The sequence below is a fragment of the Rhizobium sp. WYCCWR 11146 genome (assembly GCF_013591995.1).
GTDB lineage: Bacteria > Pseudomonadota > Alphaproteobacteria > Rhizobiales > Rhizobiaceae > Rhizobium > Rhizobium indicum.
This window is the reverse complement of sequence record NZ_JACCEY010000038.1, coordinates 78,067-89,544: the sequence shown is the minus strand read 5'-3', so window position 1 is coordinate 89,544 and position 11,478 is coordinate 78,067. Positions and strand designations below refer to the sequence as shown.

Genomic DNA, 11,478 nt, shown 5'->3' with positions numbered 1-11,478 from the left:
GATCGGCGCCCGCTCGGCCGCAAGCTCTTCGACGGCGCGCTGGCGCTCGCCTGTGGCCTCGGCTTCACGCTTTTGCTGATGCGCGCGACCGAGGCGCCGTTCAACGATGCGCTGACGGCCTTCTTCAACGCCTATTCCAAATCGATCGCCCACGGCGCCAATGTCGTCAACGTCATCATCGTCGATTTCCGTGGCACCGACACGCTCGGCGAAATCGCCGTCGTCGCGGTCACCGGCCTTGCCATTCTGGCGCTGATCCGCATCCGCGCCGGCAGCGAGCGCAAGCTTGCCGCCAACGATCCCGCGGCGGAGGGCTGAGCGCGTGAACACCCTCATCTTCCGCACCGTCGCCCCGTTCCTCACCGCGCTGATGCTGCTGTTTTCCGTCTTCGTGCTGCTGCGCGGCCATAACGAGCCGGGCGGCGGCTTCATCGGCGGGCTGATCGCCGCCTCGGGACTGGCGATCTACGGCATTGCCCGCGGCGTTGGCGCCGTTCGCCGGGCGCTGTTCTTCCATCCGCTGTCGATTGCCGGCTTCGGCTTGCTGCTGTCGACGGCGGCCGGTCTTCTCTCCATCCTGTTTGCCGTTCCCTTCATGACCGGCCTCTGGATCTATCCGACGCTTTTCGGCGCCGAGGTGCCGCTGTCCAGCGTCATGCTCTTCGATATCGGCGTCTATCTTGTCGTGCTCGGCGCCATCACCTCGATCGCACTGGCGCTCGAGGAAAAGGAGGTGGAATGATGGAGCCGCTTCTGGCGATCCTCGTCGGCCTGTTCTTTGCCGCCGCCATCTATCTGATGTTGTCGAAATTCTCGATCCGCATCATGCTCGGCATCGCCATCCTCGGCAACGCCGTCAATCTGCTGCTCTTTACCGGCGGCCGGCTGACGCGCGAGGTGCCGCCGATCATCCCGGCGGGTCTCGACAGTCTGCCCGCAGGCACGGCCAACCCGCTGCCACAGGCGCTTATCCTGACGGCGATCGTCATCTCCTTCTCCTTCCTCGCCTTCCTGCTGGTGCTGACCTACCGCGCCTATCAGGACCTCGGCACCGACGACACCAACGACATGCGCGCCGCCGAGCCCGACGACCGGCCGCTGCCGCCATTGGGGTATTGAGGATGTTGGTGCGGATGCCCACCCCCCTCTGCCCTGCCGGGCATCTCCCCCACAAGGGGGGAGATCGGCTGGAGGCGCCCTCTTGCCCTACTCAAACGCCGCACAAAGCCGATGTCGCTTGGCGCACGATCAAGATTTCGGGAAGCCGGTGCGTCTTGCCAATCTCCCCCCTTGTGGGGGAGATGCCCGGCAGGGCAGAGGGGGGTGCCCCACGGCGGGCCCTCTCTCGCGACAGCGGAGGCGCCATCTGATGGCCGCCCCCACCACCGTCGATCTCTCTGCCGCCCTGATCGCCGCCCCGGTGCCGATCGGGCATTGGCTCGCCATCCTGCCGGTCGCCCATTGCATTACGCTGGGTGCCGTCCTGCTGATGCTGCGCGGCTATCCCCGTCTGCAGGCCTGGCTTGCCATCCCCGGCCTTGCGGCGCTGGCGCTGATCGATGCGGCGCTGCTTGCCAAGGTCGCGGCCGAGGGGCCGCTGACCATGGTCATGGGCCGCTGGCTGCCGCCCTTCGGCATCGCCTTCAGCGTCGATCTCTTCGGTGCGTTGATGGCCTTCACCGCGGCCCTTGCCGCGCTCGCCGGCGGCATCTATGCGCTGGCCGATATCGGCGAAAGCGGCCGGCGATACGGCTTCTTCCCACTGCTCATGCTGCTGATGGCCGGCGTCACCGGCGCCTTTCTCACCGGCGATATCTTCAATCTCTATGTCTGGTTCGAGGTGCTGCTGATCTCCTCCTTCGGGCTGATCATCCTTGGTTCCGAACGTGAGCAGATCGACGGCGCGCTGAAATATGCGGTGCTCAATCTGATCGCCACGACCCTGTTCCTGGTCGGCGTCGGCATTCTCTATGCCGCCTTCGGCACGCTCAATATGGCCGATATCGCTGCAAAAGCTGGGGATTTGCGCGGCACGGCGCCGCTGATGACGCTGGCAAGCCTCTTCCTGCTCGCCTTCGGCATGAAGGCGGCAGCCTTCCCGGTTAATTTCTGGCTGCCCGCCGCCTACCACACGCCGCGTATCGTGGTCTCGGCGCTGTTTGCCGGCCTGCTCACCAAGGTCGGCATCTACGCGCTGATCCGGGTGATGGTCATGCTGTTGCCGATGGAGCGCCAGGAATTGAGCCCGGTGATCGCGCTCGCCGCCGCCGCGACGATTGTCGTCGGCGCTCTCGGCGCGCTTGCCGAAAACGATATCCGCAGGCTGTTCGGCTATGTCGTCATATCGGGCATCGGCAACATGCTTGCCGGCGTCGCCCTCGGCGGCCTTGGCGGCATCAGCGGCGCTGTCTTCTATGCGCTCCATTCCATGCTGCTGATGACGGCGCTTTATCTTGCCGCCGGCGAGATCGCCCGGCGCGGTGGCGGCTTTTCGCTATCGGCCCTCGGCGGGCTCTACAGGCAAAGCGGCGGCTTCACTGCGCTCTCCCTCGTGCTCTTCCTTGCCGCCTGTGGCCTGCCGCCCTTTTCCGGCTTCTGGCCGAAAGTCATTCTCGTCAAGGCCTCGCTCGATCTCGGCGCCTGGTGGCTGGCGGCCTCGATCCTCGTCGGCGGTTTTCTGACGACGATCGCCTTCGGCCGTCTCTTCCTGCTCGCCTATTGGCGCCCGGCGCCGATAGCCCCGACGCCGATAGCCCTGAGACCGCCCGGGGCCAGGTGGCGCACGGGCCTGCCGCTCGCGGTGCTGACCGCGCTGGTCATCGGCTTCGGGATATTGCCGGAACAGTTGCTGGCGCTGTCGCAATCGGCCGCGGCCGGCCTGGCCGATCCCCAGGCCTATCTTCATTCGGTCTTCCCGGAAGGGCGCGCGCCGTGATCTTCTTCCTCTTCAACCTGTTGCTTGCCATTGCCTGGATCGCTGTTACCGGCAGCGCCTCGCTGCACAATCTCGTCCTCGGCTTGCTGCTCGGGGCCTTGTCGCTGGTCATCATCCGTGAATCCTTCGGCGGGAAGGGACATATCCCTCGCGTTCTCCCGGTGCTCTCGCTCGCCGCTCTGTTCCTGAAGGAATTGTCGCTGTCGGCCTGGAAGGTCACGGTCACCGTCCTCTCGCCCGATATGAAGCTGAAGCCCGGCATCTTCGCCTTCCCGCTGACGGTGACGAGCGATTTCGAGATCACTTTGCTGGCAAACCTCATCACGCTGACTCCAGGCACGCTTTCGGTCGACGTCTCCACAGATCGCCGCACGCTCTATGTGCACGCGCTTGATTGTTCCGATCCGGAGGCGACCAAGCGTGATATTGCCTACGGTTTCGAACGCAAGATCATGGAGGCCTTCCGGTGATCACACCTGCCGCCATCGTCGCGGTCGCGTCCTCGGCCGCACTCGTCATCCTCGGCCTGGCGCTGATTCTGACTGTGTGGCGCGTCGTTGCCGGCCCGACATTGCCGGACCGGATCCTCGCCCTCGACATGCTGACCGGCATCGCTATCGGTTTCATCGCCGTCATCGCGGTCAAGACAGGCTTTTCGCTCTATATCGATATTGCCATCTCGCTCGGCCTCGTCGGTTTCCTGGCGACTGTCGCCTTCGCCCGATTCGTGCTGTCGCGCGGCAACATCAAATCGAAGCCGTCCGCATCTGCGGCAAATGGCAACACGCAAAAACGCCGGGCAGGGGGGAAGAAGCGATGATCGATTATATCGTGGCTGCCGTCACCGCCTTGCTTTTGATCGTTGGTTCGCTCTTTGCGCTTGCGGCAGCGATCGGCCTGGTCCGGCTGCCTGATCTCTATACGCGCATGCATTCGGCCTCGAAGGCGGGGACTGTCGGCTCCGGCCTGTTGCTCCTTGCCGCCGGCCTTTATTCGCAGGACCCGGCGATTCTCGCCCGCGCCATTGCCGGTTTCGTCTTCTTTCTGCTGACGGCACCGGTGGCGGCCCATCTGCTTGCCAGAGCTGCCCATCGTTCGGGATATGATCTCGGTGCACTCTCGGTCCGTGACGATATCAGGGATCGTTGAGCCTATGCTGTTCGGCGGCTTTACCAGATTTATGCAAAACTTATGCACAGGAAGCTGTGAGTAAAGCTTGCCGAAGAGCCCCTCAATTCTTCATCTGTCATTTTTTCTCAAGAAAAACGACAAATAATAATTGGCCTTTCGACCAAACGATGGTATTTGAAAATGCAAGTAGAGTTCTGATTGTGAATTGCAATCGTACTGCTTCCAAGTCCCTCAGTTTTGATTTTTAATGTCTAAACTGAGGCCATCGCCTGGGGCATGACGTAGTGGTTTCCAGTCAGGCAGTATAAGAACAGGTCACGCTCTTCGGAATCTAGGGGTGGATTTCGCGTTTTTCGAAACAGAAGGTCGCTTCCTGTGCTTTTGCTGTTCGCTTCTACGAGGCGGGTCTTTGGCGTGTCAGTCAAAGACCGTTTGAGCATGCTAACAGGAGAAAGAATATGACGGATATAGCGACCGGCAGTGCGCCGGAGCTGCTTGTGGAACTGACAGCCGACATCGTCGCGGCCTATGTCAGCAACCATGTTGTACCGGTCAGCGACCTGGCCAATCTGATTTCCGACGTGCATTCGGCACTGAGCAACACGTCCGTACCGCAGCCTGCTGCGGCGATCGTCGAAAAACAGAAGCCTGCAGTTTCTGTCCGCAAGTCCGTACAGGACGAGCAGATCACGTGTTTGGAATGCGGCGGCAACTTCAAGTCCCTCAAGCGTCACCTGATGACGCATCACAGCCTCTCGCCGGAAGAATACCGCGAGAAGTGGGACCTGCCGACCGATTACCCGATGGTAGCGCCCGCTTATGCCGAAGCGCGTTCGCGCCTGGCAAAGGAGATGGGCCTCGGGCAGCGCCGCAAGCGCGGCCGCGGCTGAGCTTTTTCGAAAGCATCGACGACAAAAGCCGGGTCTTGTGCCCGGCTTTTTTGTGTGCCTTTTCAAGACGTAGAAATACTCTTTTCGGATACTAAGCGTTGAGGCTGATTCGGCCGGACGCCACGACAGCGTAAGCGATCCCGTCTTATGCTTGGCCGGCAGGCTTAGAATGTATTCCTATACTATGAGCAAGTGTTAATATACTCGATTGCAGAGCCGGCACCGATCCGCTCGCCCGTCCTTTGGCTCTCAAAGCAGGCCAGCCACGAGCACGGTCAAGCCGCAGCGCGGACCCTTGCCTCTTCGCGGATCCTGTTCACCATCGACCGCAGTCCGTTCGAACGCTGCGATGACAGGTTCTCCACCAGGCCGATCTTCGAGAATATCTCGAAGGCATCGAGCCCGGCGATCTCGGATGCTGTCTTGCCGGAATAGGTGGCAAGCACGATGGCGACGAGACCGCGCACAATATGGGCGTCGGAATCACCCTCGAAGCTCATGACCGGGTTGTCGGGATCGCCTGTCGTATGGCTCACCAGCCACACCTGGCTGGCGCAGCCCATCACCTTATTCTCCGAGGTACGCTTCTCCTCGGCCAGGTCGGGCAGCGCCTTGCCGAGTTCGATGACATAGCGGTAGCGATCTTCCCAATCGTCCAGGAAAGCGAAGTCGTCGATGATCTGGTCGAGGGATGCCATGGAGAAGCCTTTCACTATTGAAGCAGTTCCAGCAAAAGTGCGCAGCGGTTTTGCGTCCGGAATGCGTCAGGAAGTGCTCTAAGACTGCATATAGGTGAAAGACCGGCAGATTTGAACCGTTAAAAAGAAACGCCGTGAGGGATGGGCATCCTCACGGCGCAGCAACATGCTGAATTAAACAGGGCAGGCACGTCAGGCATGGGGCATCTCCGCGTCATGCGGACCACCGATGCAAGCTCAAAGCAATTCCAGGAGAAGTGCGAAGCGGTTTTCCGACCGGAATTGCGTAAGAACAAATGCGTTGCGGGCGATTACCCGCAGGAATTTCGTCAGGTCGCCGGCTTCGGCGTCGGCAGCGGGATCGCGCCGGTCACCACCGTCTCAGAGGAGGCGTCATCTTCGACCGGCGGACGGTAAGGCATCGGCTGGTTGAGCGCGGCTTTTGCCTCGCGCACCTTTTCCTGGATGGCAGGCGTGGTGAGGGAAGGCATGTTGAGCGCCACCGGCATCTGCGGTTCGGCAAGCTTTGCGGTCGCCGGCGCCTCGTCCTTGAACTGGCTGTCGAGAAGTTCATAGGCAACGCGGGCGCCTTCGCGGGCCCGGTAGCCGAGTGCGGTGAGGGTCTCCGTACCCTTGGCGCAGACTTCGGGCTTCTCCGAGCACATGCCGGTCAAATAGTCATAGGCGCCGCTTGCCGCCGTGAACGCGTCGGACAGCTGCAATTGCGGGCCGTTGGCGAGCTTGTCGGAACTCTCCGTGCTGAAGACGGAAAGAAGCACGAGCACGAGGCCAAACCAGAAGGATCCTTTGATCAGAAACCACATTGTCGTTGCCCATCCTGTTTCCCCGTCCGGTTCTTGTTGCCGAATCAGGCCGGTTGTCCGGTGTGTTTTCACCCTACCGCCAAGTTGCGAATGCCGCTTTTCGAAACTCACGCGCATTTGCGGCAAATTTAGTTCAAATTTTAGCGAACGGCATTTGAGGGACATTTTAGTCGAATGCGAGCGATCGCCGTTAAGCATCAGGGCAGCACCTGCTTGCAATTGCAGGACTTTTGCCGGCTCGCCTTGCCACAGGAGTTAACGCAATGCTGAAATATGAGGAAAATCCGTCGCTTACCCCCTATTAACCACAAAAGGCAAAGAGCCTTCCAGATGCTTCAAAACGAGAATTTCAGCCGTTTCAGGCTGTGAACAGCGCTTTTGCCTTATCCTTTCTTTAAGTCGCCAAGGCCTATTGTCCGGATCGATAGACAGCCTTTCGGGCGGGTATTGCGTGCGTGTATTGAGTAACATTGGCGGCTGGATGACGGCCCTCGTAGACCGGGCAGCGACAAGCTGGCTCTCCCGGACGGGCGGCGGTGAAGCCGTGCGCCAACGCGAGCTCGCGATCCTGCGCCGCCTCGTGCTGCTCTCGTCGGCTGCTCTCGTTGCCGCTCCTATCGGCCTTTCGGCGGTCACCAGTCCGGCCGTGGCGCTGCCGGCAGGTGTCGCCATGGTCTGCGCCGCCTTTCTCTTTTCCGCCGTCGGCAGCATCGCGCTCGCCCGTCAGGGTTCGTCCGCCGGTATCGCCACGCAGTCGGCCGAGGATTTCTTCCTTGCCGCCACCCCGGGCCTCGTCTTCTTCCTCGACCCGCACGGCAGTGTGGCGACCGTCGGCGGTCGCGACCGGCGCGATTTCCTCGCCTGGATGCGCGATCCCAAGGGCAGGGGCTTCCTCGAACAAGTGCATGTCTCCGACCGCATTCTTTTCCTGCAGGCGCTCGATGGCCTGCGCCGGGGCGAGGATGCTCAGAGCGTCGACCTGCGCCTCGACCGGCCTTCGGTCTCGCGTGATCAGCGCCAGTTCGCCTATCTGAGAATGGACATGACGGCCCGACGCGATGCCGACGGCGAGCTTGCCGCCATCATTGCCCAGCTGCGCGATGTCTCCGTCGAGCAGCAGCTGCGTGACGAAGCCCAGAACCGCGCGGCCGATGCCGAATCAGCAAATGACGCCAAATCGCGCTTCCTCGCGGCCGTCAGCCATGAGCTGCGCACGCCGCTGAACGCCATTCTCGGTTTTTCCGACATCCTGATCGGCGAATATTTCGGCAAGTTCGAAAACGACCGCCAGCGCGAATATGTCGGCCTGGTCCGCGAATCCGGGGCGCATCTGCTGTCTGTCGTCAACACCATGCTCGACATGAGCAAGATCGAGGCCGGCCGCTACGAGCTGATCCTCGAAGCCTTCGACATATCGAGCTCCGTCAAATCCTGCGAATCGATGCTGGCATTGCAGGCCAAGACCAAGGGCCTCACGCTGACCAGCCGTATCCAGCGCGGCCTCGGCGAGGTCGTCGCCGATCAGCGCGCCATCCAGCAGATCCTCATCAATCTCGTCGGCAATGCCATAAAGTTCACCGAGGCCGGCGGCGTCGTCTCGGTCGATGCGGCAGCGCGCGACGGCATCCTCAAGCTGACGGTCAGCGACACCGGCATCGGCATCCCGGCCGACAAGCTGGCATTGCTCGGCCAGCCCTTCGTCCAGATCCAGAACGATTACACGCGCCGCTTCGAAGGTTCCGGCCTCGGTCTCTCCCTGGTCAAGGGGCTGGTGGCGCTGCATGGCGGGTATTTCGCCATCGCCAGCCAGCCGGGCGAAGGCACGATTATCACCATCGAGATTGCGACGGACGGCTCGGGTGCACAGCACGCCGAAGACGCCGGTCATGGCGCGACTGTCGAGTTTCCGCCGCGGCTGAAGGGCGCGGTCAATAGTGGTGCAGGATTGGAAGAGGGGTTCGATGGCCGCGCGCAAGCGAAAATCGCCTAAGGGAAAACGGCAGCAGCCGGGCCTTCTGATGTCAGGCGCTGCCGCCCTCGGCGGGCTCGGCCTGCAGGGCGCATCCGTGCTCGGCGGGGTCGGCCTGCAGGGCGCCTCGGTGCTCGGCGGCGTCATCGGCCGCAATCCGTCGGTCGCCGGCGGCGCGATCACCTTCGCCGTCATCTTCTCCTTCGTCGCCGCCAATGCGCTCTGGTATCAGCCGGGCCTGCATCCGCATCCGATCTTCCGCACCCGCGATCCGCAATCTCCGACCGTGCTCGGCGCCCGCCGCCCGGCCGAGGAGCAACAGGGCGACGTCACCACCTTCCGGATCGAACGGCCGCAGGATACCGCCACCACCAACGCGACACCGGCGCCTGCCGCACCCGGCCAGCAGCCGAGCCAGCTCGTCATGGACATCCAGCAGCAGCTGGTGCGTCGCGGCCTCTATAACGGTATACCCGACGGCATTATCGGCCCCCGCACCAGTGCGGCCATTCTGTTCTTCGAGGAAACCGTCGGCATGACCCAGACCGGCGATCCGACACCAGAGGTGCTAGTGGCGCTGAAGACCGATGCTGCCGGCCCCTCGACCGTACCCGCCGAAAGGCCGCCCGAGGATGTGAGCTCGAAGGCGGCGGCGGAAGACCCGGTGGCCGCGGCGATCCGCAGCGCCGAGAAGACCGTCAAAACGGTTCCATCTGCGGCAAAGCAGGTTCCATCCAGCCAAATCACCAATGTCGACCTAGTGTTGAAGATCCAGAAGGGTCTTTCCAACATGGCCTATGCCAATGTCGGCGTCGACGGCGTTGCCGGCGAACAGACCCGCGCGGCCATCCGCCATTTTCAGAAGCACTACAACCTGCCCGAAGACGGCGAGCCGAACCAGGCTGTGCTGAAGAAACTTAAGGACATCGGGGCGATCTAGCTTCCGCGCCTCGCAAAACGGCGCCAGGTCAGTATGGCAAGGCCTTCCTGCACCGCATTGCCGGATGAATCGAAACTGCCGCACGTGACAAGCGTCCCTCGGGCCAATCCCAGCGTCTCGATCCTGAAGCAATGTCAGACGCGAAGGGGCCCTTAGATATTTTTCTGTCGAGCTAAGCTTGCAAGCGGTCGAACCGTTACTTCTACTAGCCTCGGAGCTCCAACCGGACGACTGAAGATGAGTAGGGCCGCCTATCCCGATTGCGGACCCGACAGCTGACGCCGGCCGCTCCAGCGCGCTGAGAGTCGATACACACGGAACTATTGTTGCAACGGCTCGTTGTGCCCGTCAGTATGTGCAAGCTGTGCCAATCTGGCGCGATGTCGTGAAGAATAGAGGGATTTTCCCGTTTTCTTCCTATGGCCAACGAAAAGGCAGACGAGCTTTTTACCCATCCGGTCTGCAACTCACCGACTTCCCGATCATATCAAAAACGCGAGAGGAAATAGCGATGAAACGTCGACCGGCTTCGTCAAGCCAAGCGCAATGTGAACGCAGGGAGGAATTTGACGACGGGCCGCGGCTTGGCCTCGGCAACAGACAAAACAAGGCTATCAGATTTCTCGACCAATATTATCCAGAACCGCAGCCGACTTCGGTGATCCCGGGGGTATCGGATATCACCATGGAAGAGCTGATAGCGCGAGACGTTGTCGCCGAGGTTCGAGCTCCCGATGGGAAAGAACGTGTTTTCATTCTCGCTGCGCGCGGGGAAGATGAAGTTCGCCGACTCAAACTTCAGGAGACATCGCTCCGAAACGGCATCGGCAAACGACGACCAGTCGCCGCATCACAAGCGTAACCAGTGTGGGCCAAATCCTCCTTCCAAAACAACGCCTAGGTGCAACTATGTACGATTTCGTACAAAAGTTGTTGCGCAATGCAGTTTTTAAGCGCAACCTTATATATGACGTCAGCCACGTAAGGGCGCTGACGTTTGGAAGATCGTCGTGCTTTCGCCCCAGAGAGCACGATGACCAACCAAAATATGAGCACGTTCAAGAACCATTTGTTGTGTGCCCTTGCCCCTGAAGATCGGCGCCTGCTTGCCCCCAGTCTGGAGAGAATGCAGCTCAACCTTCGTCAGTCGCTCGAAAAGGCGCATCAGCCGATCAACTTCGTCTATTTTTTCGAGACGGGTCTTGGTTCGGTGGTGGCAAGCAAAGAGGGCGGTTCAACCGTCGAGGTCGGCCTTTTCGGCAGGGATGGCATGACTGGAACGTCGCTGGTCCAGGGCGATACAGAAAGCCCGTTCGACTGCTTCGTCCAGATGGGCGGCTCGGCGCTTCGTATTTCTGCCGGCAATCTTCAAGACGCGATGTCTCAGAGCGCCGCGTTAACAGAACTCTTGATGCATTATGCCCGTACGCTCGGTATCCAGACCACCTACACCGCTCTTGCAAACGGTCAGATCAAACTGGAAGAGCGGCTGGCGCGATGGATCCTCATGGTTCACGACCGCGTCAGTGGCGACAGCTTCTATGTGACCCATGAATTTCTTGCGATGATGCTTGGCGTGCGTAGGCCGGGTGTAACAGTGGCCCTGCAAATTCTAGAAGCGAAGCACTTCATCAAATCGCAACGTGGGGCAGTTCTCGTGCAGGATCGCACCGGGCTGATGCACCTCTGCCAAGGCACCTATGGCCCGGCTGAGATAGAATACGAACGGCTGACCGGCATTCCTCTTGGTAAATCGAAGCCGGTTCCGAATGATGCCGCGCCGTTGATACGGCCTGCCTGATCGACAACTGAACGCATTTGACGTCGGCAACCCTTAAGGATGATGCGTGACTTCATTTTACAATCACCATGTAGACGAGACCGCTTCGACAGTGCTCCTGATCGCCTTCCAAGAGGCCTGCGCCCGGCATGACATCTCGCCCGATAGCGAAGACGGCTCGGATCTCTTAACAGTTCTTTTGTATGCCTTTCAAAAGGGGACAACGACCAAGGATGCGCTGGTCGGCCTCGCGTTAAATCTCATTGGCAAATGAAAGGGAAAATCCCGTCCGTCTCGTCCCGGTTGGTAGA

Annotated in this window: 15 protein-coding genes; 13 read left to right on the top strand and 2 right to left on the bottom strand. The window is 60.8% G+C overall.

Annotation, left to right across the window (positions count from 1 at the left end; genetic code table 11):
* The 8 genes from mbhE to HX899_RS29695 all read left to right on the top strand — a co-directional run.
* The coding region (gene mbhE, locus HX899_RS35315) for a hydrogen gas-evolving membrane-bound hydrogenase subunit E (protein ID WP_348647946.1) at positions 1 to 318 on the top strand (318 nt) is incomplete at its 5' end.
* A 4-nt stretch (positions 319 to 322) separates the two neighbouring features.
* Positions 323 to 742 (top strand): Na(+)/H(+) antiporter subunit B, encoded by a 420-nt coding sequence (locus HX899_RS29725; protein ID WP_003557795.1) that lies wholly within the window; start codon positions 323 to 325, stop codon positions 740 to 742.
* Positions 742 to 1,119 carry a Na+/H+ antiporter subunit C gene (locus tag HX899_RS29720; protein WP_138328974.1) on the top strand — a complete coding sequence of 126 codons (378 nt, stop codon included), beginning with the start codon at positions 742 to 744 and terminating at the stop codon, positions 1,117 to 1,119. Before HX899_RS29725 ends, HX899_RS29720 begins: the two co-directional genes overlap by 1 nt.
* A 250-nt stretch (positions 1,120 to 1,369) precedes the next feature.
* Positions 1,370 to 2,935, top strand: coding sequence for a Na+/H+ antiporter subunit D (locus HX899_RS29715; RefSeq protein WP_181294049.1), 1,566 nt, complete (start codon positions 1,370 to 1,372; stop codon positions 2,933 to 2,935).
* Positions 2,932 to 3,405, top strand: a complete 474-nt coding sequence (locus HX899_RS29710; protein ID WP_181294048.1) for a Na+/H+ antiporter subunit E — start codon at positions 2,932 to 2,934, stop codon at positions 3,403 to 3,405. Before HX899_RS29715 ends, HX899_RS29710 begins: the two co-directional genes overlap by 4 nt.
* On the top strand, positions 3,402 to 3,755 hold the full coding sequence (locus tag HX899_RS29705) for a cation:proton antiporter (protein WP_138328510.1): 354 nt from the start codon (positions 3,402 to 3,404) through the stop codon (positions 3,753 to 3,755). The genes HX899_RS29710 and HX899_RS29705 overlap by 4 nt, the downstream gene beginning before the upstream one ends.
* Entirely contained in the window at positions 3,752 to 4,084 is a 333-nt protein-coding gene (gene mnhG / locus HX899_RS29700) for a monovalent cation/H(+) antiporter subunit G (RefSeq protein ID WP_138328509.1), read from the top strand. Before HX899_RS29705 ends, mnhG begins: the two co-directional genes overlap by 4 nt.
* A gap of 440 nt (positions 4,085 to 4,524) precedes the next feature.
* Positions 4,525 to 4,956 (top strand): MucR family transcriptional regulator, encoded by a 432-nt coding sequence (locus HX899_RS29695; protein ID WP_003546634.1) that lies wholly within the window; start codon positions 4,525 to 4,527, stop codon positions 4,954 to 4,956.
* Positions 4,957 to 5,231: 275 nt separating this feature from the next.
* Here the strand turns inward: HX899_RS29695 and HX899_RS29690 are convergent, their stop codons facing one another.
* Together HX899_RS29690 and HX899_RS29685 are read right to left on the bottom strand one after the other, a co-directional pair.
* Positions 5,232 to 5,654: a SufE family protein gene (locus HX899_RS29690; protein WP_171599354.1), complete on the bottom strand. Its 423-nt coding sequence runs from the start codon at positions 5,652 to 5,654 to the stop codon at positions 5,232 to 5,234.
* Positions 5,655 to 5,983: 329 nt separating this feature from the next.
* Complete coding sequence (locus tag HX899_RS29685) at positions 5,984 to 6,478, bottom strand: DUF5330 domain-containing protein (RefSeq protein ID WP_029875299.1); 495 nt, start codon at positions 6,476 to 6,478, stop codon at positions 5,984 to 5,986.
* Positions 6,479 to 6,890: 412 nt separating this feature from the next.
* Between HX899_RS29685 and HX899_RS29680 the strand changes: the two genes are divergently transcribed.
* The 5 genes from HX899_RS29680 (at position 6,891) to HX899_RS29660 (ending at position 11,441) form a co-directional block, all read left to right on the top strand.
* Positions 6,891 to 8,468, top strand: coding sequence for a HAMP domain-containing sensor histidine kinase (locus HX899_RS29680; RefSeq protein WP_210273865.1), 1,578 nt, complete (start codon positions 6,891 to 6,893; stop codon positions 8,466 to 8,468).
* Positions 8,440 to 9,387, top strand: coding sequence for a peptidoglycan-binding domain-containing protein (locus tag HX899_RS29675; RefSeq protein WP_181294046.1), 948 nt, complete (start codon positions 8,440 to 8,442; stop codon positions 9,385 to 9,387). The genes HX899_RS29680 and HX899_RS29675 overlap by 29 nt, the downstream gene beginning before the upstream one ends.
* Positions 9,388 to 9,898: 511 nt before the next feature.
* Complete coding sequence (locus tag HX899_RS29670) at positions 9,899 to 10,249, top strand: hypothetical protein (protein ID WP_181294045.1); 351 nt, start codon at positions 9,899 to 9,901, stop codon at positions 10,247 to 10,249.
* A 171-nt stretch (positions 10,250 to 10,420) separates the two neighbouring features.
* The gene (locus HX899_RS29665; protein ID WP_180195767.1) at positions 10,421 to 11,188 is read left to right on the top strand and encodes a Crp/Fnr family transcriptional regulator; all 768 of its coding nucleotides are present in this window, start codon (positions 10,421 to 10,423) and stop codon (positions 11,186 to 11,188) included.
* Positions 11,189 to 11,234: 46 nt separating this feature from the next.
* Entirely contained in the window at positions 11,235 to 11,441 is a 207-nt protein-coding gene (locus tag HX899_RS29660; RefSeq protein WP_029875294.1) for a hypothetical protein, read from the top strand.
* Positions 11,442 to 11,478: the final 37 nt, after the last annotated feature.